Origin of the sequence: Streptomyces sp. NRRL S-118 (genome assembly GCF_000716335.1) — a bacterium.
In the GTDB taxonomy this organism is placed as follows: Bacteria; Actinomycetota; Actinomycetes; order Streptomycetales; family Streptomycetaceae; genus Streptomyces.
Map to the genome: position 1 here is coordinate 1 of NZ_KL591037.1, position 24,536 is coordinate 24,536.

Annotated in this window: 18 protein-coding genes and 3 pseudogenes; 11 read left to right on the top strand and 10 right to left on the bottom strand. The window is 68.8% G+C overall.

The features are described 5' to 3' along the window. The 6 genes and pseudogenes from IH00_RS43605 to IH00_RS39220 all read left to right on the top strand — a co-directional run. A pseudogene (locus tag IH00_RS43605) lies at nt 1-110 on the top strand (IS5/IS1182 family transposase); the annotation flags it as partial. Nucleotides 111-293: 183 nt separating this feature from the next. Then, complete coding sequence (locus IH00_RS0134705) at nt 294-761, top strand: hypothetical protein (protein WP_031080256.1); 468 nt, start codon at nt 294-296, stop codon at nt 759-761. A 476-nt stretch (nt 762-1,237) separates the two neighbouring features. Continuing rightward, complete coding sequence (locus IH00_RS0134710; protein WP_031080258.1) at nt 1,238-3,355, top strand: hypothetical protein; 2,118 nt, start codon at nt 1,238-1,240, stop codon at nt 3,353-3,355. Further along, nucleotides 3,352-3,876, top strand: a complete 525-nt coding sequence (locus IH00_RS0134715) for a hypothetical protein (RefSeq protein ID WP_031080260.1) — start codon at nt 3,352-3,354, stop codon at nt 3,874-3,876. The genes IH00_RS0134710 and IH00_RS0134715 overlap by 4 nt, the downstream gene beginning before the upstream one ends. Nucleotides 3,877-4,158: 282 nt before the next feature. Beyond that, entirely contained in the window at nt 4,159-4,914 is a 756-nt protein-coding gene (locus IH00_RS0134720) for a TIGR02391 family protein (protein ID WP_199819871.1), read from the top strand. A 189-nt stretch (nt 4,915-5,103) separates the two neighbouring features. Further along, complete coding sequence (locus IH00_RS39220) at nt 5,104-5,907, top strand: hypothetical protein (RefSeq protein WP_052411871.1); 804 nt, start codon at nt 5,104-5,106, stop codon at nt 5,905-5,907. An 8-nt stretch (nt 5,908-5,915) separates the two neighbouring features. Here the strand turns inward: IH00_RS39220 and IH00_RS0134735 are convergent, their stop codons facing one another. The 5 genes from IH00_RS0134735 to IH00_RS41190 all read right to left on the bottom strand — a co-directional run bounded on the left by IH00_RS0134735 (nt 5,916) and on the right by IH00_RS41190 (nt 11,809). Beyond that, nucleotides 5,916-7,940 carry a hypothetical protein gene (locus tag IH00_RS0134735; RefSeq protein WP_031080265.1) on the bottom strand — a complete coding sequence of 675 codons (2,025 nt, stop codon included), beginning with the start codon at nt 7,938-7,940 and terminating at the stop codon, nt 5,916-5,918. Nucleotides 7,941-8,031: 91 nt separating this feature from the next. Further along, complete coding sequence (locus IH00_RS0134740; RefSeq protein ID WP_158828103.1) at nt 8,032-8,610, bottom strand: hypothetical protein; 579 nt, start codon at nt 8,608-8,610, stop codon at nt 8,032-8,034. A gap of 199 nt (nt 8,611-8,809) precedes the next feature. Then, nucleotides 8,810-9,673: a hypothetical protein gene (locus IH00_RS43065; protein WP_158828105.1), complete on the bottom strand. Its 864-nt coding sequence runs from the start codon at nt 9,671-9,673 to the stop codon at nt 8,810-8,812. Nucleotides 9,674-10,061: 388 nt separating this feature from the next. Continuing rightward, the gene (locus tag IH00_RS0134750; protein WP_052411872.1) at nt 10,062-10,685 is read right to left on the bottom strand and encodes a hypothetical protein; all 624 of its coding nucleotides are present in this window, start codon (nt 10,683-10,685) and stop codon (nt 10,062-10,064) included. Between the two features lie 218 nt (nt 10,686-10,903). Then, a complete protein-coding gene (locus tag IH00_RS41190; protein WP_234335082.1) occupies nt 10,904-11,809 on the bottom strand; it encodes a helicase associated domain-containing protein in 906 nt (301 codons plus the stop codon). A gap of 314 nt (nt 11,810-12,123) precedes the next feature. Between IH00_RS41190 and IH00_RS0134760 the strand changes: the two genes are divergently transcribed. Continuing rightward, a complete protein-coding gene (locus tag IH00_RS0134760; protein ID WP_158828107.1) occupies nt 12,124-12,804 on the top strand; it encodes a hypothetical protein in 681 nt (226 codons plus the stop codon). Between the two features lie 253 nt (nt 12,805-13,057). Here the strand turns inward: IH00_RS0134760 and IH00_RS0134765 are convergent, their stop codons facing one another. After that, nucleotides 13,058-13,858 (bottom strand): helix-turn-helix domain-containing protein, encoded by an 801-nt coding sequence (locus IH00_RS0134765; RefSeq protein WP_158828109.1) that lies wholly within the window; start codon nt 13,856-13,858, stop codon nt 13,058-13,060. A gap of 383 nt (nt 13,859-14,241) precedes the next feature. Between IH00_RS0134765 and IH00_RS0134770 the strand changes: the two genes are divergently transcribed. Next, nucleotides 14,242-14,595 carry a hypothetical protein gene (locus IH00_RS0134770; protein WP_031080279.1) on the top strand — a complete coding sequence of 118 codons (354 nt, stop codon included), beginning with the start codon at nt 14,242-14,244 and terminating at the stop codon, nt 14,593-14,595. A gap of 243 nt (nt 14,596-14,838) precedes the next feature. Here IH00_RS0134770 and IH00_RS42350 read toward each other — a convergent pair. From IH00_RS42350 to IH00_RS0134785, 3 genes and pseudogenes are all read right to left on the bottom strand, one after another. Continuing rightward, a pseudogene (locus tag IH00_RS42350) lies at nt 14,839-15,084 on the bottom strand (replication-relaxation family protein); the annotation flags it as partial. A gap of 193 nt (nt 15,085-15,277) precedes the next feature. Continuing rightward, a complete protein-coding gene (locus tag IH00_RS0134780) occupies nt 15,278-18,001 on the bottom strand; it encodes an ATP-binding protein (RefSeq protein ID WP_052411874.1) in 2,724 nt (907 codons plus the stop codon). Nucleotides 18,002-18,046: 45 nt separating this feature from the next. After that, nucleotides 18,047-19,390, bottom strand: coding sequence for a hypothetical protein (locus tag IH00_RS0134785; RefSeq protein ID WP_158828111.1), 1,344 nt, complete (start codon nt 19,388-19,390; stop codon nt 18,047-18,049). Nucleotides 19,391-19,987: 597 nt separating this feature from the next. Between IH00_RS0134785 and IH00_RS0134790 the strand changes: the two genes are divergently transcribed. Beyond that, nucleotides 19,988-21,991 (top strand): hypothetical protein, encoded by a 2,004-nt coding sequence (locus tag IH00_RS0134790; RefSeq protein ID WP_158828113.1) that lies wholly within the window; start codon nt 19,988-19,990, stop codon nt 21,989-21,991. 63 nt (nt 21,992-22,054) lie between these two features. Here the strand turns inward: IH00_RS0134790 and IH00_RS0134795 are convergent, their stop codons facing one another. Beyond that, a complete protein-coding gene (locus IH00_RS0134795; RefSeq protein WP_039947737.1) occupies nt 22,055-22,984 on the bottom strand; it encodes an SMI1/KNR4 family protein in 930 nt (309 codons plus the stop codon). A gap of 556 nt (nt 22,985-23,540) precedes the next feature. Here IH00_RS0134795 and IH00_RS45145 point away from each other — a divergent pair. Next, nucleotides 23,541-24,224, top strand: a complete 684-nt coding sequence (locus tag IH00_RS45145) for an Lsr2 family DNA-binding protein (protein ID WP_031080290.1) — start codon at nt 23,541-23,543, stop codon at nt 24,222-24,224. Nucleotides 24,225-24,256: 32 nt separating this feature from the next. Beyond that, a pseudogene (locus IH00_RS45625) lies at nt 24,257-24,536 on the top strand (hypothetical protein); the annotation flags it as partial.

Below are 24,536 nucleotides of genomic sequence, written 5' to 3' on the forward strand. Positions count from 1 at the left end.
ACCGCAGACTCAGCCCCCGCTACGAACGCGATCCCCGCAACTACCTGGCCTTTCTCGGTCTCGCCGCGGCCTTGTGCTGCTACAAGCGCCTCGTCCGCCTCGCCACGTAGGACACGGTCTAAGGCGCCCGGCCAGTGCGGGCTGGTTACAGGATCGGGGCCCGGCCCTGGTGACGGAGTCTTGGTCATCGGTCATGGGCCCCCTTGGTGGGTGAGTTGGCGGTGGGCCGGTTAGGTGAGCGGTGGACGGCGTGCTCGACCTGCTGGATCTCGCCTTGGCCGTAGGCGGTGCGGATGCCGGAGGCCGAGGACTGGGCGCAGATGCTGGGCGCGGTTGAGCGCGGGGAGAGTCCGCCGGTGGACTGGGGGCTGCTCCAGCACCGTGCGGACGTGCTGGGAGCAGTTCAGCAGGCCAGTGATGAGCAGTTGCTGCGGGCCCGGACGGTGCTGCTTGGGCTGCGGATGTTCTACGGGCTGTATGCGATGCACGCCTTGTTCATGCCGGACACTCCGGCGCTGGCCGCGCTGCGGGCGAAGATCGACGAGTTGGGCATGTTCCCCATCCTGGACCACGTCATCGCCTTGAGCCCCTCCCCCAGGCACTTCGCCGAGGGCCTGGCCGTCGGCCTCGAGCCGCTCTTCGACGGGCTGTACGAGACGCTCGTGGAACAGCTCACGGCCGACTCGGCCCTCTTCCAGCTCCCCGGAGACGAGGCCGGTGCGGCCGGCTTTCATGGAGACGTGGATCCGCATCCTGCGTGAGCAGAGTGGCGGGGATGAGCTGGGGTGATGCCGGTGCCGGGGCTGGGCGAGACGCCTGAATAGGTTTGTTTCCACCATGTCGATGGTCCGGGTGGAGGTGTATCGGACAACGCCCGTTTTGATCGTTTGTAGCAATTCGGCAGGGTTCGGGGCGGGTTGGCGTACACTCGGTGGTCGCCGGCGCTGCTGTGCCGGCCGCGCACCGCTCTGGATACACGGAACTGCATGCCGCAGGGTTCGAACTGAGGCATGAAGAGCGGCTGGCACCCGTCGTCGACGGGAGTTCGGTCCTAGGACCGGCTGACCAGCAGCTCGCCTGGAACCGTGGAATGCCGGTCGGCACGGGACATCACGGCGTGGGAGCCGCTGATCGAGCGTGACGGCGCTCGCCGCCCCCTGTGGACGGCGCGCAGTGGAGGCAGGGGTGTCCCTGCCCGTGGGTTCCTGCTGCGCGCTACGCCCGGGAGGGCGAGCTCATGACTTCTTTCGACGGTCTGGACGGGGCCGAGCCCGATGACGGCCTGCCTCCGCTGCTGCGCCGTCCCCAGCCGATGGCGGACCCGCTGCCCGTGACCAAGCTCCGCGGTACGCGCAAGGTGCTGCTCGGCAACCCCGACACCTCGCTGGACGAGGACGCGGCGAGCGCCGTCACCTCGGGTGCCGTGGATCCCGTGCGATTGCGGGCCCTGGTGGACGGTGAGCCGGTCAGCCTGCTGACGGCCAAGCCGGTCGTGGGCGGCACGCTGTACGCGACGGCGCCGCACTTTCGCTACCTCGACCTCGATGTCCTGCCGGACTTCATCAACCAGCGGTGGGCGGACCAGCTGCACACGGCCATGGATGTGGCGCCGTCGCCGGCGCTGGTGACGTCGTACGAGACGCTGACCGATGCCGAGACCGGCACGCCGTACGCGGTCTTCACCGTCCACATGCAGGATCGCAAGGCGCTGGCCCAGGCGGTCGCCGAGAGCATGCGCAAGACGTTCAACGCCCAAAAGGGCGAGAACGACTACACCGCGAGCGTGCTCCAGCAGGGGGTGAAGGAGCCGCTGACGCTGTTCGTGATGCGTGTCACGTACACCGACGGCACCACGGACACGTATCTCGTCTCGGGCGACGGCAACAGCCGGCTGGTGAGTATGTGGCTGGCGCGTACCAGCGGTGACATCGAGGCGGCGATCTCGGCCTGCACCGCCTCCGTCATCGGCTCCACCGAGCACTCCGGCGAACGCAGCCGCGCGGAACAGACGGCGGCGCGGCGGCGGGTGGGCGAACTGACCGCGCGGGTTCGCAAGAATCTGGCGGCGCCCACGCTGACCGAGGCCACCCGCCGCGAGGGCCACACGGTCGCGTTCCCTGCGACCGTCGTGGTCGGGGCTCGGGCGGACGACGGCGCTCGCCTGCCGGACCTGGTGGCGGCCCGCGACGACCTGCTGGCCAACCTGCACGTCCACGTCACCGCGTGGACCCCGGGAGCGCAGAACACGCAGGGCATGCAGCGCGTCTACCGGCATGCCCGGGGCGAGGACCTGATCACCCCGGACGTGTACCGGGTGCTGTCGGGCACGGTGGGACCGCAGCTGATGCACGAGCTGCTGGGGATCCCGGCGCACCGGCTGTGGTCGGCTGCGGTCCACCAGCACGCCGTGCTCGCGGCCCCGCACGCGGACGGCATGAACCGCCTGATCAAGCAGGAATTCGGGATGGGCAAGGCCGACCGGCAGCGCATCAGCGACCACCTGGCTCCCATGGCGCTGTCGGCCTACCGCAGCCAGGAAGGCATCGAGCAGCCGCTGCGGGCCTTCGGCAACGGCGGCACGATCACCGACACGGTGTGGAAGCGGGCGTGGGAGCTGACGAAGGGCGACGACGTCTTCGAGGTCCTCGATGATGTCCTTCGCCGGGCCCTGGCCGGTGAGGCGGGCGCGGTGGCGGAGCTGACCGTACTCGGCGGGACCGCCGCGATCCTCGACGGCTACATCACGCGGGACCGCGGCTCGAAGGAGGGCACCGACCGAGACAGCCGCAAGGCGCCCTTCCGGGCGACGCCGGTGAAGCTTCTGGAGCTGCTGTCGAAGACGGCCGGGGGCCTGCAGATGCTGCACTCCATCGCCCACGCCCACGTCGCCGCCGACCCGGCCGTGCTGCCCAAGCTGTTCCACACCCAGGACCGCGACGTCGACGGGGTGCGGGTCCGCGACGGCGAGCCCATGCTCGACAAGACCGGCGAGCAGATGATCATCGACTACGAGTGGGACCTCGTTTACGCCGCCGACCCGGCCCTGGCTGTGGCCACCGTCGCCAAGAACCGCGCGGAGGCCAAGGCCAAGACGGACGGCAAGCCGGAGGATCCCGAGGCGGAGGACGCGCGCCAGCGCCGGACGCTCGAGCAGGGCATCACCTCCGCGTCCAAGGCCGCGCGGGCGCTGGCCCGGATGAGCCGTCAGCGCGGCAAGGGGATCTTCGGCACCTTCGACGGGGTCCAGGCGCTGCGTGTCCAGCTGGACAAGCTCGATGAGATCCTCGTCGCCTTCGGGCCGGCCGACACCTCGATCATCGTGATCGACGACGAGGACGAGGAGGGCGGCGAATGAGCGCCGGTCCCGCCCTGCCCGCGCAGATCAGTCGGGCGCTGCGGCCGGTGCTGCGGCTGGTGGGCCCGGTGCTCGACCTTCCCGCGGCCGGAGACGGCCGCGGGGGCTCGCCGGTGGTGGTGTGTCCGGCCGGTCCGGCACTCGTGCGCCGCCGGGTGGCGGCGAGTTGCGCAGTGTATGTCGCGTGGGACAGCCGCCGCGGCTGTCGGTATGTGGGCAGCGTGTGCCGCCAGGGAGCGAGCGCGGTCGGCGACCGGCTGGCCGAGCACTACGGGCACCCCACGGCCGGGCTGGCCCGGCAGGAGGCCTGGACCCTGCTGACCGTGCTGCCGCTGGCCGACCAGGCCGCCCTGGAGGTGGTCCGCAGCGCCGAGGGATGGACGGCCCGGCTGCTGAACCCGGTGGACGGATCCGCCCACCCGCGCGTCGACCTCGCGCAGACGCCCGCCGAACTGGTCTCCCGGCCCTCCCGGCAGGCACAGTTCACGGCCACCGTCGGTGCCGAAAGGGACACGGCGTAGCTGTCATCGAGGCCCGGTCGGCGGCCCCGGGGTTCCACGACACCCGGGGCCGCTGACCGGCCGCAGGACGTGCACAGGAATCGGCCCCCGGCCAGACCGGGGCCGACCGCGGCCCCGGAGGATGTCTGGGGTCGCGGTCTTTCACGGGCGTGGAAAAGGGGGCGTCTGTCTTCCGTGCCCGTGTCATCCTGGCCGGTTGGCCCTGGGACGAGGGGAAGGGGACGGGACATGGCAACACGTCACGAGCCTTGGCCGGCAACAGTCGTCACGGCGGTGGCAGGTGTGCTCGGCGACACCGCTCACGGCTTGACCGGGCGGGAGATCGGGCAGCTGCTGGCCGTCGTGAAGGTGCCGGACGCCGACGGCGGCAACAAGCGAGACCGGCTGGCCGCAGCGCTGCTGGCACAGCAGGCACGCCAGGGTGCGTCGAACTGCGTGATCGCGTTCATCAAAGAGGCGATGGCCCCGGTGCGCTACGTTCAGCAGCCGCACACGTTCTCGCGCCGGCAGGACGACCTCAACGAAGTCCTCGTCCATGTCGGGCTGCGGGTGAACGACCAGGGGCAGGTGGCCAGGGGGGCGGCGGCTGCCACGCTGAGCGAGGCCGCACGGCACGCCAGTTCCCTGCGGGCCGAACTGCGCCGCCGCTCCACGCATCCAGAGGTGCTGCGCTACTGCACCCTGGAGATCCTGGCCAAGAACCCCTTCCACGCCAGCCTGGAGGCGGTCAAGTCGGTGGCCGGCCGGCTGCGGCAGCTCACCGGTCAGGGCCTGGACGGGGCGCGGCTGGTCGACGCGGTGCTCATGCCCGGCCAGGGCACGGCCCGGGTGGCCATCAACGCGAACGCCACGGGGCCCGAGCTGGATGAGCAGAAGGGGCTGGCGAACCTAGTCAAGGGCCTGTTCAGCATGTACCGCAACCCAGCCGCACACGAGCCGCGCCTTCACCGCACCGTCACCGACGAGGAGTTGCTGGAACTGCTCACCACGCTGTCGATGGTGCACCGGCGGCTCGACGGCGCGCACGTCACCCCCTGATGCCGTGTGGGCGGTGAGCCCACCTTCTCGGTGCTGGCCGCGCGCCGCGAGCCGTGGGCACAGTCTGTCCGCGTGTTCCGAACTGCGACGCCAGACCGGATGGAAGTTCGTAGGCTGGCGGTGGACTCGGTGATCAGGCTTCAGCTGAGTGAGACCTAACCGAGGCCGCCGCCACCCAGGGAGGACAAGATGAGCAGCCGCGATGACATGCACTTCCCGGTCATCATCAACGGCCTTGACTACCTGCACAGCTCAGTCAGCTCTCTGATCGACGAGCCGGAAGGCCGCGCGCTGAAGTACGCGGTACTCCACCTTCAATTCGCGGCGGAGACCCTGTTCAAGGCGCGTCTGGAGCTGCATAACCCCGCCCTGGTCTGGGTGAAACCCGAGAAGTTCGACGAGCGGCTCCACCGCCAGGGTGACTTCAAGAGCGTCGGAACACCGGTCGCGCTGGAGCGCCTGCGCGACGACGTGAAGGTCTCGAACCCCATCGCTGCGGAGGACGCCTCCCTCAAGGCGCTCGTCGAGCTACGCAACCGTCTCACGCACTCCGGCGCAACCGACACCGCCGTCGCCGTGGAGGCGCGGGCCATACCGGTTCTCGACCTGCTTTTGACGTTCATCGACGAGGAACTGCTGCCCAACGACACCAGTGATGCAGCAGAAGAGGCATGGGAACTGATGGAGGCCATCCGGCCCCTGGTCGGCCGGATCCGCGGGCTGGTCGACCACCGCCTTGGCCCCCTGGGCGAGAAACTGGGGCCTGCCAGCGAGTACACACTGCGTTGCCTGTCCTGCGGCCACTTCGCAGCGCCCATCACACCCGGAAACGACGGTGTGCGGCCCGTCGGCTGCCTGCTGTGCGGCAAGGCGTACGACGACCTCGAAAGCACAGTGGACGCGTACGGCGCGGGGAGCTTCGAGCGGTCCGTAGCGGCGGTCAGCCGTCTTGGCCGCGAGCAGAAACAACGATCACCGCAGCGTGTGCGCTGATGGGACGTCTACAGCTCGTGAGGGTCACGCTTGTTTCCCTGGATACGCAGCATGATCACCGTGCGGGGTCTGGGGTCGCCGGCGGGGCCGGGGACCGTGCGGACGTGGACGCAGGCGGGCACTGCGGCCAGGCCGTCGGGCTTGTCGGTGAGATCGAGTACGACGAGGAAGTTCACGGGCGGGCCGTTGACCTGGTAGGCGATGGCCTGGGGCAGGAAGGCTTTGGTGTAGGCGTCCCAGGCGGAGTTGGTCCAGTCTCGTTTTAGTTCAAACGTGATCAGTTCGTCGTGGGGGCGCCAGGCGATGTCGACGCGTCCAGCTCCCACGTTGCTGACTTCCAGTTCGGCGCGCAGGCCTTGGCCGCGGAGGAAGTCGCGCAGGTCTCTCCCCAGCTCTTTCTCCAGGGGTTTGTCTTCGTCCTTCTTGAGACGGCGGAGGTACTTGCGGGCGTCGCCGCCGAATTTTTGGGTCTCGTTCAGCCTGAGGTCGAGGAAGCGGAGGAGGTAGATCAGAATGCGGTCGATGTCAGCGGCGAACTGGCCGGTGTAGCCGTCGGGGCACTGCTGGCCAAGCTCGGTACAGGTCTTGCGGTAGGCGGCAGCGATGACGGGGATCTCATCGACGGGTTCCTGGGCCTGACGGGCCTCCCACATATTGGCCAGGCGTTCGGTGAGCTCGGGGGCCGTGGCAAGGAAGCCGGACAGGCGCTTGGCATCATCGGGGTGGAGGGGGAGCCCGGCGAGTGCGGTCGCCGGGCGGTCAGCTTTTGGGCCGGAGCCTTGCCTTCCGGCTGTCAGGGCTTCGCGCAGAGCGGTGGCCTGTTCCCGCACGACCGGTGTCGTGGGGTCCTGGTCGGTCCCGGTTGCGGCGCTGAGCTCGGCGAGCCACTGGTCGAGCAGGGCCAGGCCGCCTTCACGGGCGAGCAGACTCTGTTCCACTCGTGGGGCCAGGACGGCGTGCAGGCCGGTTGCGGAAACTGGTGCGCCAGGTGCATGGGTCGGCAGGGAGCCGTCGGTCGGGGTGAGCAGGTCGAGACTGCGGTGGGCTGCGTAGACGTCGACCAGGCTGGTGATGACTGCGGCGGCGTGTAGCCAGGCGCCTGGCCGGTCGGCGGCTTGGGCGCGGGTGAGGGTGTCGAGGAGCTGTTGCCAGGTGCCCAGGGTGTCCAGGCGGGGGGTTCGCCAGCCGGGGGGCAGGCCGAGGAGGTTCAGGCGGATGTCCAAGATCGCGTCTTGGAGCTGGCGGAGAGTGTCGGTGGAGATGGTGGCGCCTGAGCTGTAGGCGAGGAGGGCGTCGAGGGCAGCGCCGAAGCCGGCTGCGTCGGGGCGTTCCTCCGTGCAGTAGGCGTCACTGAGGTATGCACGGGCTTCGAGGAGTTTGGGGCGGGCGTGGTCCAGGGTGTCGGCGGTGAGGGCTTGGCGCAGGGCGAGCATGCCCAGCTCGAAGGCGACGTCGTCGGCGACGTCGTCGTGGTCGAGCAGGTCTTCCAGCAGCGGGGGGATTTCCGGGGCGGAGAAGTGTTCGGCGAGTGCGCCCGCTACGCGCACAATGCGGGCGGCGAAGTCTTCATCGATGCGTGGCAGTTCCCTGCGCAGGCGGCGTAGCCGGTCCATGATCGCGTAGTGGCTGGCGATGCCGGCCAGGACGAGGCGGGCGCTGGCTTCCAGGGCGATGCCGCCGACAAGGTCCAGACGGGTACGGCTGGCGTCCAGCCAGGCGTCGGCGAGGTCCTCGCCGAGAACCTGGACGGCGTCGGGGTGGGTGAGCAGGGCGGTGACGACGTCTTCGATGAGCAGCGGGTCGTCGGGGACTGCGGCGGCGAGCAGGAAGTCCCGGCCGGTGGGGCTTGCCAGTGTGGTGGCGTCGTTGCAGACGAGCGTCACCAGGGCGGGCAGGTCGTCATGGTCGAGCAGCTCGTCGCGGGCGTCGGTCAGAATCGCCGGGCCGCCGAGGTCGGTCAGGGCAGGCGGGGGTGCACCGGTGTGGCGGGCGTCGGCGAGGAGGCGTAGAGGGTTCCCTGAAGGGTTGGGCATCGTCTTGCCTCCTTCCGCCGCCGGACATGTGTGCGGCTTGGACTCTAGATCAGGCGCCGGTGGGCGTCCTGGCGGGGCGGATTCGGTGCGGTCACCACAGGCGCGCTCCTGGCGGGGCGAGGCGCAGATGGCCTTCGGGGATGAGGGAGGCCACGTCCTCACCGCGAGCGGTGGCGATGACGACTTGCAGCCCGGGCGCCATGTCGGTGAGCTTGACCAGGTCCTGCACCATGAGCCGCAGATCCTTACTGTCGACTTCCTCGGCTCCGGGGGAATCGACGATCAGCAGTCCGGGGTGGCGGCCGACACCGCTGCGGATGCCGTGCCGCAGCAGCGCAGTCGTGGTGACGATCTTCAACCGCAGTTGTTCGCCTTCGGTCAGGGAGCCGTAGGTGTGCTGCTGGCCGCCTTTCCACACGGTCAGGGTGGCCCCGGTTCCCAGTTCGACGCGTTGGAGCATCTCCAGTCCCAGGGCGCGGCCCATCGTGACGATGTCCTTCTCGACGTCCTTGAGAACTTGCTTCAGGGCAACGGTCCGGCGCGCGTGCGCGGCCTTCTCAGCGGCCTTGAGGATGGCGTTGGCCACTTCCAGTGGGGTGATGTCGACGGCTGCGTCCAGGTCGGCGAAGCGGCCGGTGCGTTCGGCGACCGCTCCCTCCAGGCGGGCCACGGCCAGCTCCACAGTGCGCCGTTCGCTGGTGCCGGGATCCTGCAGGGCTCCCTGGAGGGCGGCCTCGGCCCGGGTGACGGCGTCGGCCGCAGCGGAGGCCTGCGCCTGGGCTGCGGCCAGGAGGCCGGCGGCTTCCTCCGCCTCCTACTGGACGCCGGCCAGAGCCTGCCGCAGATCGTCCGCCGTCTCCGTCTCTTCGTCACCATGAGCATCGTGGTTGTGGTCGGTGAGCTCCGGCAGGCGGGAGGTGCACAGCGAGCAGTGCCCCTCCTTCTCCCGGGCCCACTGGTCCCTGGAGACTTTCGTGTCGCAGCGGGGGGCAGACGGTGGGCATCAGGGTGTGGAAGAACGCCTGGGCCGATGCCGCTTCCTGGGCGATCTGCACAGCCTGGGCGAGGCTGTGCCGTTGCTCTTCCAGGGTGTCGTGCCGCAGGCGGGCTGCCGCGAGCCCGCGTTGCGCATCGCCGGCCGTCGCCGTGGCGGCGGCCAGCGTCCGGTAGGCCGCGCTCAGGTCGGCGGCGGCCTGCCCTTGTTCGGGCAGCGCCTCAAGGCGGGCGCGTTCGGCCTCCAGCTGCCGGGTGAGCTCGCCCAGCTGCGCGCGGCGTGCCTGGGCGTCCGCGGCGGCCCGCTGCCGGGCTGCGGACAGCTGGGCGGCCACCACCTTCTGGGCGACCGATGCCGCGACCATGGTCGGCGCCCAAGGGGCACCCAGGAACAGCTCCAGCAGCCGGGTGGGCAGCGCATTCCTCGACTCGTTGCCCAGCAGGTGCCCCAGGCCCTTGCGGTTGATGTACAGGCCGCTGGCGTAGGAGGGCCAGGACAGCTCACCGGTGACCGGCAGCGCCTCCACGTCCCCGCGGGCCTTCTGCTGGGTGCGCAGAGGTTCCAGTCCCAGGCGGTCCAGCATGAAGGCGTCCATCGACTCCTCGAAGGCCTTCATACCGTCGAACGACGCCAGTTCAGCGCCGGTCCGTTTCGACACCACGCTGCCGGTGGGGATGCCGCCGGTCACCGTCATCTCCACCACGAGCGGCTCGTCGTCGAGAAGGAATTCGGTGCGCACGCGGCGCAGCCAGCTGCGCACGTCCCGCGGCAGGCCCGCCCGACCGCGCAGGCACCACAGGATGATCTCAAGGACGCTGGACTTGCCGGCCTCGTTTTTCCCGTGGAGGCCAAGCACCACATGCCGGGCCCGGGGCCCCAGTGGAAGCGGAAGGGGATGTCGGCCACGTCCTGCTGCTGGCCGTCGGGAGCCGGGCGGATGCCCTCAAAGTCCACCGCGGTCACCAGGATCCGGTGGGGGCGCGGGAGGGCGGTGTGCGCCCGTACCCCGTGATCGGCGAGGACCTCGCGCACCACCTCGACCGGCTGCTGGGACGCCCTGGCGATCTCCTCCAGCCATGCTTCGACCGGTCCTGCTGCGTCGTCTTGGACCTGTGTCATGCTCCGGCTCACGCCGCCAGCCCCTCCCGTGCCAATGCCGTCTCCAGGCGCTGCCTGACTCGGGCGGTGATCCCTCCGACGAGCCGCCCCTCCGGAGTGCCCGCGTACTCCTCATGTCCGTACTGCAGCGCTTTGAGCTGTCCCCCGGACATGCCTTCCGCCGCGATCGCCACATACGCGGCCTGCTGGTCGTACCAGGCCAGAAGCGGCTGCGTGGTGCGCAGTTCCTGCGCTCGGGCTGCCCCGGCTTGCAGCAGGTAGTAGTCGCGGCGCCGTACCTTGGCGTCGGTCACTCGGCCTGCCCGCCGGATGGCGATCAGCTCCAGGTGCCGCAGCACACTCAGCGCGTTGTTCAACTGCTCGAATGCCCCGTGTCGGCCCCGCAGCATCCGGTAGGTGTGCAGCTCCGGCTCCCGCTCTTCGAGCACTGCTCGTGCATCCAGGAGGCGCTGACCGGGCAGGCGGCCCTCTTCGCACCCGGAGATGATCACATTGGTGAGGTAGTCCGGATTGCGTATGAGGAAGTCCAGCTTCTGCAACTTCCGCTCGGACTGAATCACCCGCACCGCCGACTCCGGCACGCCGTCCCCGGCCCGGCACGCATCCCCCAGCCGGTCCAGAATGAACAGCATCCGTACCGCTGTCTGTCCCGTGGTCGGAGCAACGATCCCGACCACCCCCTCACTCGAGACATCGCCCTACCACACACGTCGGCATCGCTCTGCTGCCGGGTGCATACGTGCAGTGACCATACCGGCTCAACATCGACGCGGGGAGAGGTTCAACAACAAGATCGAGGGGCGTGCACAAGCTGTCCCTCGTCCGTGTCCGGCGAGGATCGGGTGGGCGTTCAAGCCGGGACAGCGGGGACGGCGGCCTCGGTCGTCCAGTCGCCGTCGAAGAGTGCGGCGACCAGGCTGGCGTGGTCGGCGGGGAGCTGGCCTGTGCGGTGCTTGGTGCGGGCTTTGGCGAGCCAGGCGCCGATCTTGACGGTGTCGCCGTCGACGCGGATGGTCTCGCGCGCGGCCGGGATGCGGCCTTCGCGGTGGAGGAAGAGTTCCAGGAGCTGGACGGTCTGGGCGAAGGTGCGGCGGGTGCGGCGGGCCGGGGCGAGTGGGTTGGTCGCGGGGGTGAGGTCGAGGGCGGTCATCAGGTGCTGCTGGCCGGGGTGGAGGGTCTGCCAGGTGGTGAGCTGGCGGTGGAGCCAGGAGCCGATCTTCACCCCGGCCAGGAGAGTGTCGCGGGTGAGTGCGGCCGGGTCGGCGCCGGAGGCGAGGTGGGCGCGCAGCAGGTGGTACTTGCGGTGCCAGTCCGCGCCGTGCGGGAGACACCAGTCGGGGGCGAGACGGGTGAGGGCGTCGGCGCGCGCGCTGGCCAGCTCGTTCTTGGCGGCGTGGTGGCGTTGTTCGGCGAGCCAGGCGCCGATGGGGGTGGTGGCGGGGGCGGCGAGGTGGCCGTGGGTGCGCAGGTAGTCGGCGGCGGCGGTGAGGCGGGCGCGCCAGGCGGCGTCGTGCTTGTCCCAGATCATGCCGAGGGCGTCGAGTTCGGCGATCCAGTCGGCTTCGAGGCGGCCGGCTTTTGCGGCGTCGCGCATGGTGGTGATGAAGGTGCCGAGTGTGTAGCCGGTGGGGTCGGTGTAGTCGGTGGGGACATCGAGGTGGCCGTAGTTGTCGCGGTAGGCCTGGGCGGCGGCGAGCCCGAGGCGGCGGGAGCGGGATGTGGCCGGGTCGCGGGGGTTGAAGGAGGCAAGGTCCATCGCGCGGGCGATGCGTTCTGGGTGGACGGTGAAATCGAAGTGCCAGCGGCGTTCGATGACGTCGCTGGTCTCGCGTGGGAGGCGGTTGGCCTTGTCGGGGAGGCGTTCGAGGATGCGGTGGTCGTGGCTGGCCAGCGCGCAGGCGATCGGGCCGTCGGCCCGAGACGCTCCAGTAGGCTGCGCTGGCCATGGGTACGAACGCCGAACCCGATCAGGCCCGGCCTACCACGAACGCTGCTGGTCCGCCGATCCGGCAGCTGTTCCGGGACGTCATCGCCGACCGCATGCAGGGCCCCAGGTCGCCCCAGGCCGCGATGCTGTTCGACGGAGAGGTCGACCCTTGCTGGGACGACCGGAGCTTCCTCGGCGAGTTCTACAGCGAGATCCTTCACCAGGACACCTGCCAGCCGGCCACCGCTGACGGCCTCGCCCTGGTCACAGCCCTCGCGGTCGATGACCGCATTCCCGCCCGGCACCGGTTCCAAGCCGTCGACCTGCTGTTCAGGGCTGCCACTGTCGCCGAGCGCCATCTTGCCGAGACCTGGCCGGCCACCCCGCAGCATGCCGATCCCGACAGCGAGGCCCGCGCCCGCAGCGCGGTCCAGGATCACCTTCCAGCTCTACTGGCCCGTTGGTCGGCCGAATGCCCAGCGGTTCGCCTCGCCCTCGCCGGACTCGCCGTGCTCTTCCCGACGGACCGCACCCTGCCCGCCTTGACACCGCGCCTTCAAACCTTCACGCACCAGCACACCCATGGCACCGACATCGGCGATTACGTGCGGTTCGTCCTCGTCCTGGCCACCCAGAACGACCACCAGATCCTCACTGCGACGGAGAAGCTCACTGACGCCTACTGGACGGGAACAGCGCGCGGAGGACCAGCCCGGCCACGAGCCCTCCACCTCCTCGGCCAGATACTGACGAAGATCGGAATGGGGCACCCGAGCACCCGCCGGGCAGTGACGCACCGCGCGACGCTCGCACTGCTACCTTGACGAGCTGGATCTGAGCCTTCACCGGCACCACTACGTTGCGACTCTTCGTCGAGCGGATCGACGAAGAGTCGCTCGACGAAGGAACGGGACCGAATCCTTTCTTCACCACGGTGTTCGAGGGCCGCTCGCACTGGCCGATGGGCGGCTGGCCATCGGTGACGTCATGAGCGAGACCCGCTTCGTCAAACTCATCGGCGAGTCGGGCAGACGGTGGGTCCGGGCAGCGGCGGGGCGCATGGCCTGGAAGCGTGGGTCAGCAGATACGGAGGGACACGATTCGTCCGTTGACAGGTAGGGCGGTCGTGTTGCCAGGCTGGTTGGCGAACCGGCGGAACTGGTTTGCCGTCAGCCCGGTGAGCGAACGGAACTCGCGCGACAGGTGCGATTGGTCGTGGTAGCCGCACAGTGCGGCGATCTCCGCCCAGTTCCCGTCGATGGCTTGCGGCATTGTGATAACCCTCTGAAAGCGCAGTATCCGTGCCAGCCGTTTCGGCGGCAGCCCGATCTGGTCGCGGAACAGCGCCTCCAATCGGCGTCGGCAGCGTCCGGTTGCTGCGGAGAGGTCGCCTACCGTCATCGTCCCGCCCGAAGCACTCAGGCGATGCCATGCCTCCGCGACTACCGGTGAGGGTCCCGGTCGCACGGCCAGCCGTCTGGCAATCGCCTCATCAAGCACCTTCCAGCGCCGTGCCCACTCCGAAGTCTGAGCCAGGCGGCCGACCAGTTGGTTCACCCACGTTCTGCCCAGCACGTCGGCTGGATCCACCATCGTGTCCGCGAGGTGCCACATCGGCAGGCCGAGCATGCTGTATGCGCCCATCGGCGTAAAGTCGATCTGCACTCCCTGAGCCGTACCGCTGACCTCGGTGCTGACGGCGGTGGTGTGCAGGCCGATCAAGGCGGCTTCCCAGCGCGTGCCCGCCAGAGCCTCGTTGCGGGTAGCAAGGACTCGCACTGGGTCACCCCAGGACAGCAGCAGACTGACGGTCGTCGCCGGGATGGACAGTTTGTGCCGCGGAGGGGCGCCGTGCATGAGATAGCCGGTGTAGCTCACGACATGGGCCCGTAACCACTGAGGTGACGGCCGCACGGCCCGCTCGGCCGTCGGCCGCGCCTGGATGTGTCTCCCCACGGCCAGTTCCCTCCCCGCAGTTCGCATTCGTACAAGACGGTCAGCCGCCCCTGACCTCAGTGTGGAAGCGCAGCCGGCCCCTATGAAGGACAGATCGAGCCGAGAACCTCGTGCGTCTTAGCAGGGGTGTTCAACGACGAATCTGGAGTATCCATAACTAAAGGGTCTGCCACGGCTTCTCGGTCGCGGGCTTGTAAACGTCTCCTCGGACCACGTGAATGATCCAGCGACGTCAACGCCCGGACATTGGCTGAGCGTGATGGCTGCTGTTAACCGGGACACCTCTGCATGAAGGGAATCTGGCCATGTACTTACGACGTCTGGCCGCTGGCCTCGCAGTCGCTGCCGCGCTCGCCGTCGGCACCGCTGTTCCCACCGCTTCCCCCGCCTTCGCGGCCGACTGCTGGGACCCCAACGAGGACTCCGGGGGAACACGCGTCGAGACTAAGAACGGCGAGTCCGCCGTCTTCCACCATGGCCCTTACGGGGCCTGCCCCGGAGGAACGGTCTACAGGCGGTACGTGTACCTCACCTGCCACTACCAGAATTCGTACGGCAGCCACTGGTTCCACGCCCGCGACATCGGCTGGATCTACCACAGCTACCTGAGCATGAGCGGCAGCGAGTGGCCTGACCGCACCTGCACACGCAGGAGCTAGTCAGCGTTATAACGCTGGATCGGCAGCAAAGCTGGCGGGATCACTTGCTTCGAAGGTGAGGCAGAAGACGAAGGCGGACCAACATCACTCAGAAGCCCTCGTGCAGATCTTCCGGGAGAACCCGCTGCCGCAAAGCTCACAGGCGAGTTCCTCGCCATCGGTGTACGGCGCCGGGCCGAGCCCACCCCGGACCAGGCCGCGCATCGACATCCGGCTGGCACATTGCATCCCGGCAGGAGTTGCTCAGTCTCGCAGTAGCGGTGGCGCTGCCAGAAACGGGTACGTCGAACCGATCGTGCCGCGGGCGCCTGCCCAGACGCGGTGGCCGGCGTAGCGCTCGTAGTCCCAGACCTCGGTTGCGAGGCGGGCCTGGGACATGGTGCCGTTGTCGAGCTCGAAGAGGTGGACCTCGCTGGTCTTGGTCGGCCATGCGAGGACGGCGTCGGTGTTGGAGCTCGGAGACGATTGTGAACGAGGTGGTAAGCATCGGTACCGCCATGGCCAGCGGCATCGCCGCGTGCGTGGTCTGGCCGTGCGCCATGCCGTTGCGGATCTTCCGGCCGTAGTCGAGGTACTCCGCTTGCCGGGCCGTCAGGACGCTTGCGTCAGCGCCCTGCTTGATGAGCTGGAACAACGGCTTGGTGCCCGCGTCCGGGATGCGGTCGCGCAGCACGATCTCCACTTATTCCCGACCCACGCGCGGGTGGCGCGGGCAGTCCCCGGTCCGCGGAGCGGGGACCTCAGCCGCCCGGTCGGCCCGCTCGTCGGGCAACTGCCAGGCGGCTCGGATAGAAGTGATCAGCTGCCGGGCGCTGTACGGGGAGACCCCCAGCTCTTGACGGGCTTGGCCAAGGAGTTCAAGGTCCCCGGCCGAGCCGCGCGCGGCTGCCTCGCTCCGGCGGCGGGCGAGGTCGCTGGTACCGAAGATGTCGAGGAGGGTGACCGAGAACAGCACGTACGCCGATGCCTCATCCATCAGCTCCCGGGCCTCATCTGGTACTTCCGCCGCCGCGTCGTCGCCAAGCTGCCGGCCGAGATGGTGGAAGGCGACCTGCTCCAGAGCCGACCGCAGCTCGGACGATCCGCAGGGGCAGGGCGGGGGCAGTTGGCCGACAAGGTTCCGAAAGGTGACGAGGACCGCGCTGCTGCGCGGCGTCCAGCGGTGCTTGCTAAGCAGCGTGCGGAAGCCGGACAGTGTCTCGGTGAGCTCCTCCAGGATCAGCTGCCCGGCGATGTCGGTGAGTTCGACAAACCGGGTCTTGGTCTCGATCTCGTCCAATCTCAGGCCGTAACGGATCAGATCTCGGGGAACGCCGCCGGAGAGTGCGTGGGTGAGCACTTTGAATGGCTCGGAAAGACCGGGCGCGCGCCGCTCCAGGATCTTCTTGGACTCCTCCAGCGTGCAGGGCGGGACATGCACCACGTCGTCCAGGGAGCTGTCCGTCACCCCCCGGTGCGGCAGTCCGCGTCGCACGAAGGACGCTCCGACGTCCTCGGCGACCGAGATCAGGTAGTGGACGTGGGGCACGCCGAGGACGCCCTTGATCTCGCTCAAGAACGCCAGTGCCTGTGTGTCGGAACCTAGCCGGTCGACCTCGTCGATCGCGATCACCACCCGCTGTCCCAGCCGGTACTGTTCTCCGGCGATGCGTGCCAGCAAGGCCCGGTAATCGGCGACAAGCTCGGGGAAGTTCGGCGGCAGGGTTGACAGCGTGGTGGTCTGCGCGGTCATCAGCTGGGGCGTCCCCGCGTTGATCGCGGAGGAGGCCGTCTGCACTGTCTGCAGCCGGTACAGCTCGTCGCGGCAGGCGCTCACCAGGGGCGACGGCGTGGCCGGTGGTCGGGCGGCGGCCCTGTAGAGCAGTATCCCGGCCAACAGGCCGGCGAGTCGGACCGGGTTGTCGGGATCAGCCGCGACCGCCTGCGGCAGGGGCCGGGTGAACAGCAGCGCGAGTGCAGCAAGAAGGGCGGTCAACGCCACGTGCTTCTGCCAACGTGTCTGGAGCTCGGGGAGGTAAAGGAACCCGAACAACGGTACGAACGCTAGGAGGAGCATGAGGGGGTCGTCCCCGATATCGATCTTCCTGACGACGGCCCGGATGTCGTCGTCGAAGAACAGCGAGCCGACAGAGCCAAGCGCGAGCAGCACCCCGGCCCCCATCACCCCAATCGCGATGCGCGGACGGAGGTCCTCCCAACGCGTCCACCGGCGCAGCCGCCACAGCAGCACACCGGCAAGGACGATAAGGAGGGCCGTTCCGATCCGCTCACCCCGCCAGACATCCAGCACCGGATCGGCCAGGTAGCGGTCCCACACGTCCGCCGCCCGCGCGCGGAGGGGCCCCTGGTGGCGGCCCACCAAGGCGCGCGTGCTCGCGGCCGTGCCGACGACTACCAGGGCCGCCGCCGCGAGCCCGAACGCCAGCAACAAGCCCCCCTTCCGGATGGCCGGGAAGAGGGTGCGCGCCGCTCTCCGGAACGGTGACAGCCTGATGAACTCGGGAAGGTCCTGGCCGTGCCGTACCAGATACGCCTCGCAAGTCCTGACGTACAGGGACAGCAGGAAGTCGTAAGGGGAGTACGTGGCTGGTGCCTGCATGACGACCGCCAGCCCCGCGTCGCCCGCGCAGGTCTCCAGCAGGGTGGACTTGCCAGCTCCCCGGGACCCACTTACGGCGATGGTTCCGCCACCCTCCAGCTGGGTGATCTTACCGGCGAGGCTCCGGCCCGCCCGGCTGTCGACCACGTACCGCGGATTGCGGGGCGAGCGCAGACCGTCGTAGCTGTCTGCTAAAAGGAGCGAGTCGCGGTCCTCGCCGAGCAGCGCCTCCACCACCAGGGAGACCAACGGACGCACACCGTTCTCCTCTAGGCTCCGGCTCCAGGTCGCTTCGGCCCACCGGATCCTTCTGGCCAAGAGGAGGGCGCGCGGTCTCAGTGCCCACTCATGGAGGTTGAGCCGGACACTCATGCGCCACACGGGATGCCGCCAGATCGCGGCAGCGGTGAGCGGTGGCACCAAGGCGAGGACCAGGACCGTCGTCCATGGAGCAAAGGCAGCGAACAGGAGCGTCAGCATCGTGACCGCGCAGAGGAGCACAGTAGCCGGGTGCGTGCCGTGGCGGAGGTAGTCGCGTCGCTGGCGCAGCCGTTCGTGTTCCTCCAGCAGGGCGCGGAACTGAGTCTGGGCCTCCCTGGAAGGCTCGAGCGCCCGCCCTACGTTGGCCTCAGAGAGCATCGCCGCCCGGGCATTCTCCGCGGTCGCCTGCGGCCGGACGCCCAGGCGTCGGGCGACGACTGGCTCGGCAAGGCATGCGTCCACGGTGGCCAGGTACACCTCCGCCTCGCGCTTGATGGCGAAAAAGTCGGCGATCTGCCACGCGGGGCGCGGGCGGCGTCGGGGCATGGCGAAAGGGCCTTTCCTGGTGCGTGTGAGGGAGCGGGGCGACGGTCAGGCGGAGGTGCGCGCGCGTTCGAGTTCCCGGCGCGTGATGTGCGTCCCCCGCCGGTGCTTCTTCTTGAAGAGCGCGCCGAGCCCGGGTTCCTTGCCACGGCCGTCGTCGCCGTACGTGACCGCGTGGGCGCCCCCGTCGTCGAGCAGCCGCCCGACACACTCGGCGAGGGTAAGCGGGCCAGAGCCGCTGTAGCCCCAGGCCAGACCCGGCGCGTCCATGGCGGGGGCCGGATAGACCGTTCCGTCGGCGGTGCGTACCCAGACCGGGTCGTCGAGGACGACCTCCTTGAGGACCGATCCGGCGGGCAGGCGCTTGGGTGCGCGCCCAATGTAGGTGATCTCGCGGATGTCGCGGAAGCTGAACTTGCCCTTGACAGCTACCACAGGGCTGCCGGTCACCGGATCGACGAAGGTGCCCACGGTGTCGTAGTCCGCGCCCTGCAGCCGGTGCAGGGCGGTTGGGGGCACCTCCCTTAGCCGGTCGATCCACTCGGCGGCGGCCCGCGTGACGTCCTTCCTTGTCAGGTTAAAGGTGCCGCCGTACGGCAGGTCCTCCACGCCGCTCCAGGCACTGACCTGCTCCAGGCACTCCACCGCCGCTTCATCGGTGCGTGCGCAGAGCGCCGCGAGCCCGACTCCGACGACGTCGTCCGTCGCCACCTCAGCGAGACGCTGATCGGTCATGTCCGGAACGGCGGGGAAGACCAGCGGCAGGTGAACGTCCCGCTTCGCGGCCCAGCTGCGGAGGTTATCCATCCGCTTTAGCGCCTCCTCTGACGCTCCCGCCCGGATACGGTGCCCGATCGTGAAGCAGGCGCGCCGGACGGAGGAGCCGGCGGGTTCCCGTTCCGCGAGCGAGTAGAGCGCTTCCCAGGACGGGTAGGTGACCACCTCGACCGGCCGCGGCTTGTCACCGGGCCGCCAGCCAGTGAGGTGGTCAGGGCGTCGTAGCGCGGACGGCCACCACGGAACGGGGGCACCGAGGTGGGCGGCCAGCTCGGCCCATGACGGGGAGTAGGCCAGTCCGGGGCGCGCCCGGTCCACGGCGTCGAGCTCGGGCCCGTCATGGGCGTACGTGTACCCGACGACGACGACGATGTCGGCCGCCGTGTGCACGTCAAAGAGCTCCGCCGCCTCACCGAACCTGCTCTCCATCGGGTAGACCACGGCCACGACACCCTCGTCCGTCCGCCAGTGCCCGGCGAAGTGCTCGCCATGTACGCCCTGGTCCCGGCCGTATGTCCAGTGGGTTCCGCCCAGGTAGCGGGCCGCGGCTCCAGCCGCCGGGCGCCGGAGCGCGGGCAGATCCCCTAGCTCCGCTTCCGTCGATCTCTCCAACACACCCCCAGCTTCTGTACGTTGATGCCGTTCATCATGACGGACAGGTCCGACTGAGCGGAAAGTCCGACCGGAATGGTCGGGGACCGGACCGCGAAGCAGGCGAGGGGCGCCCACGTCGATCAAAGTGATTCTCCAGAACCTGCCGGAGCACCAGAGGCCCTCACCCAACACTTGTTGAACACGGCAACGTACACCATGAAGTACCGGGCTCCCAGCCGCGAGGTTAGACGTCTGGCTCGACCTCGGCGAGGCACACGACATCGCGCGGCTCAAGGTGAACGGCGCCGGTCTTGCTCTTCTCCGTGATCTTGGCCTAGCTCACGCAGGTATCTGCGCTCAGCCGGTCCGGGCGGTACGGCACCTATGTCGCTGCCCATCCCCCAATCGCCCAATACGGGGCGCGTCTCGAACGCTGGCACGAATCGACCCATGCTCTGTAAACCATGATTTCGATCATGTTGGTTCACGGATAGGCGTGCTGTGATTTCGACCGGCGCGCACAATCCATCTTTGAGGGGGATTGACGAAGTGAGACTCTTACGTTCGTCGGCGTGGCGGCATATCGCTGCTGGTTCTGCGTTGGCGTTAGTGGCGGGGATGGGCAGCGCAGCGGCTGCTCCGGCTCCGCCTATACCCGGCCTGGGGGCTTCTCCCGCGGCGGTGGCGGCGGCCGGACCGCAGAATCTGGCGGCCATCGCCGCCGGGGGTGCGCGGCCGGTGTCGGGGAAGACGCCGGCGGCCGGTCCTAAGTTCGCCAAGTCGGGCACCTTCTGGCGTGTCATTACTCCGCAGGTGGTGCTGCGGAACACCGTGACTGACGCCGATGGTGACACTGCGAATCTGACGTTTCAGGTGTACACCACAAACGCAGACGGAACCCCAAAGGCGCAGGTCGACCTTGATGGCTCGGGTCAGCATGGGGTGCTCGTGTCGCCGTACGTGGCTTCGGGCGGGACGGCGAAGGTGACGGTGCCGTACGGCAAGCTGAAGCCCGGCGTGCTGTACAAGTTCCGCACCTCGGCCTACGACGGCAGTCTGTACGAGACCACGTGGTCGCCGTGGGCGGACTTCCGCATCGACCCGTACGTGAAGTTCCCCGCACCGCAGGCGTCGTCGACGATCGACCCGACCGCGCAGGACCTCTACGAGATCACCCGGACAGATCCGGGCCCGGCGCTGCCGGCGGTGGCCGGGAACGACGCGGCGAAGCGACCGGCCCCCCAGGAGCGCAGCTGCGGCAAGGCGGACAGCAAGGGACGCACGCTCTGTGTCGAGCTGTCCCCTCCCACCGCAGAGTCCGAAGCGCGTGCCAAGAAGCGCGCCGAGGCGCTTCGCAAGGCGGAGGAGGCGAAGGCGCGCAAGGCCGGTAAAGCTCCTGCTGCAGCAGCTGCAGCGCCGGCGGTGGAGCTGGTCGACTGGTGCTACAGCCAGCCGCTGGGCAAGGACTATATGACCCGCGGCGAGGCATGCTTGAAGAACATCGGGTCGGCGACGCTGGTATTCATCGATTCCGGCCGGGATGCGACGATCGGCTTCGCCAAGTTCGACTTCGAGCAGCGCATCAAGGCCTACCCGAACAAGGGCGCATCCGGGTCGGACTTCGCCGAGTTCGACCAGCAGATCATGATTGCGCCGGTCTCGGTCGATGCCGCTCTCGAAGGCGTCACCATGAAGTGGAACATCGGCTCCACCTGTAAGTCCTGTGTGACGTCGAATGTGAAGTGGCAGGACGGTCAGGCCAACAACGCCGGACCGACCGCCTACTGGGACGCCGACGACGTCCATCCGTACGCCAGCCGGTGGGGCACGGTGCAGACCACTTGGAGCGGCACGGGCAAGGAGACGATCGACCTTGGGTGGTCAGTGACGGCGACGGTCGACGCCAGCGACAGCGCGTCGGCGACGGCGGACTTCGGAAGCTCCGGAATTGAACAGGTACGAGAGCTTGCACCCCGCTGCGACGATGTCGTGAGGGGCTCGGCGCCGGGCTGTGTGCTGCCGTACTTCATGCCGAACTGGACCGTGGACACCAACCTGTACCCGGCCGCTGGGGCGTACTACTGGTACATGCAGCAGGTGATGCCTGATCACGCAGGTTCGAAGCGGTGGGATTCCCTGATGCACTACCTCGGCCCAGACACCCCGTTGACGAACAGCACTGGCGGTACGTGGACGTCGGACAACAGCCGAACCCGCGTCTGCGACAGCACCTGGAGCGTGCACCCGTCCGACGCGTCGGTGGGGTCGGTCGACTGCGACGAGTTCGCCATGGCCTCGACGCATGAGTCTGGCGGTTACCCCAAGAGCGTGAACCTGGTGACGTCCGGCAGCAAGTGCGCCCAATTGTTCACCGACAAGATGGGCGACGGCTCGGCGAACTTCGGCATCCTCGCGGACACCCGCACGGCAACGAACGGGCCGAGCGGGACGGAGCGGTGTGGGCGTGCTGCGATCCCCAGTGTGCAGAACCAGCGGGCGTTCACCGGGTTCCCGGCTCCCTCGTGGCGGATGCTGGACGGTGACGGGTTCTTCGTGACCCTTGCGGGTTTCGAGCACTGCACGTCGGCCGCGACGACCTGTACGTGGCGCAAGATCGGCTGACGTAGCTGAACGTCAGGTCAGGGAGGGGGTCGGTCACAGGACCGGCCCCCTCTTCGTGTGCATTCAGCCGGTCAGAGGCTGCCACCGGTCCTCCTGCGCGAGGGTGAGCCTGCTGCCCCACACCAGCGCCCCGCCGACCAGGCCCGGCTTGTCCCGCGTGGCCAGGGCCGGGGCGTCGAGCATGTCGGCGACGTCTTCCAGGTAGGTGGCCAGCGTCTCCAGCTCGTCGCCGGAACCTTCGTTGTAGCGGGACCAGCGGCCCAGGTAGCCGGTCGCCGCATCCAGGTACAGGCCAGAGGTGCGGTCAGCTGCGCCGTAGGAGGCAACCGGGATCCAGGATGCTTTCCACACGGTGATCCGGTCGTACTCGGGGCGGCGGGCGTTGAGGGTGTCCTGGTGGGACTGGGATTCCATCTGCTGCTGGTAGAAGGCGGTCACGGCGTCCAGGGTCATCAGGGCCTGGTTGCCGGGCAGGCATCCCGCGCCGTCGACCCCGTCGTCGCCCGCGGTCAGCGACCACAGGGCGCGCAGGTCGGCGGGGATGTGTAGGCCGAGGGCGTGTTCGACGGCTGTGATTACCGCAGGGCTCGCGCCGGCGCGGAGGGAAGCGTAGGAGTCCGGGGCATGATGCTGAAGCCAGCCGGTGATGCGGCGCCAGGCGTCGTCGATCTGCCTCACGCAGATTGGGTCGGCGGCAGGTTCGGCCACCTGGACCTGGTCCTCGGCTTCTGTGGCGGGTTCCGTGGCGGTGACCGGGTTCACGTAACGGATTTCGATCCGGTCCGGCTCACGGATGTAACCGATAGCCAGTGCGGGACAGTCCTCGAACAGGTCGCCGTCGACCACCACGGTGAGGATGCCTGGCAGCCCCGAGGGCTGGCCCATGTCCGGATCGTCGGCCAGTTGACCGGCCAACACCTTCAGGGCGTAAGGGACGCCGGCCCCAAGCTGTGAGGCGGTGTCGCGTATGTCCGCAGGGATCTCGACATTCACAGCCTGGTGCTCCTTGCCAGTCGGTTGGAGGCAGTGCCTCTCCCAGAGTAGAACGCCCTAACGCACCAACGGGTCAACCACGCCCTCACGCGGGCGGGGCACGTCTGTAGGCCAACTCAGCGACGACCGTGCAGTCGAGCGAGGCGACAGCACCGCGGCGACCTGCTGCCAGGGGCACGACCAAGGGGGAACCCGAGCGACCACCGTGAGGCACGGTGGGGGACGCGGCTGTATGAGGCGTCCGCCGAAGACGTGGCAGGGTTGCAGGCACCGACGGCGGGCAGCGGACCGAAGGCACGACCGCTGTCCCGGCTGCCCCGGGGGCACTACAGACGACCGCGCGTGAGTGCGGGCACGGAGAAGCACCGGCCGGCCAGACAGCCGCAGCACAGGCACCGACAAGAACCCCAAGGGCATTCTTTGAAGTGCACCGGGAATCGGTGCACGCACCATGGCCGCCGACGCCGCGGACGGGAACGCCTCGGGCCACCCGCCCATTCGATTCTGGACAACCCGCCCACGGACAGCAGCAGCGACACCGCCAAGGACTCACACCGTGACCAGCCTCCACGACCTCAAGCACCTGTGCCCGCCCCCCGGCACCCACCAGGCCATCGACTGGCAGACCGTCGAGACCACGCTCGGCATGAGGCTGCCGACCGACTACAAACAACTGGCCTCCACCTACGGTCCCGGCGCGTTCTGCGACTTCCTGCACATCTACCACCCCCACTCCCCCACCCCATGGGCCAACCTCACCGGCCCTATGCCCACCACGCTTCGCGAACAGCTGCGCAATGACCACGACCACGGCACCTACCCGGTCCCGCACGATCCGCAGCACCTCTTCGCCATCGGCGTGACCGACAACGGCGAACATCTCTTCTGGATCACCGAACCCCTGACCCACCCCGACCACTGGCGCATCACCGTCCGCGAGGCCCGCGGTCCGCGCTGGTACACCCACGACGGCAACCTCACCTGCTTCCTCACCGACATACTCAGCGGCCGCACGAACGTCCCCCAGTTCCCCGACAGCCTGCTCGAGCACGGCGTCACTTTCACACCCTCACTCCAGCACGCCACGAGCACCGCCACACCAGCTCAGCCGACAGCACGCGGTTCCATCGACACCCAGGCCGTACGCGAATGGGCCCGCGCCAACGGCTATCAGCTGCCCGACCGCGGACGCATCCCCGCCCCGATCATCACCGAGTGGAGGAAAGCCAACCCGCAGTAGAAAGCAGAGGGCCCGCGCGACGAGGACACGGCAGCACAGCGGCGCTGGCTGCCGGGATCAGCGCGTCCTGGGTAACCGGCGACGAGGCATGCGGCCAAGATCCCGGCCTGCGCTTGGTGCTGGAAGCACGCGGACTGGGTTACGTCCTGGCCGTCGCCTGCAGCACCCGGGTGCGGATCAACCAGGGCCGGACCACCGCCCTGGCGGACACCGTTCCCGACCGCCTGCCCGCCACCGCCTGGCACCGTCAAAGCTGCGGGGCCGGGGGGGTAATTGCGGGGATCGCGTTCGTAGCGGGGGCTGAGTCTGCGG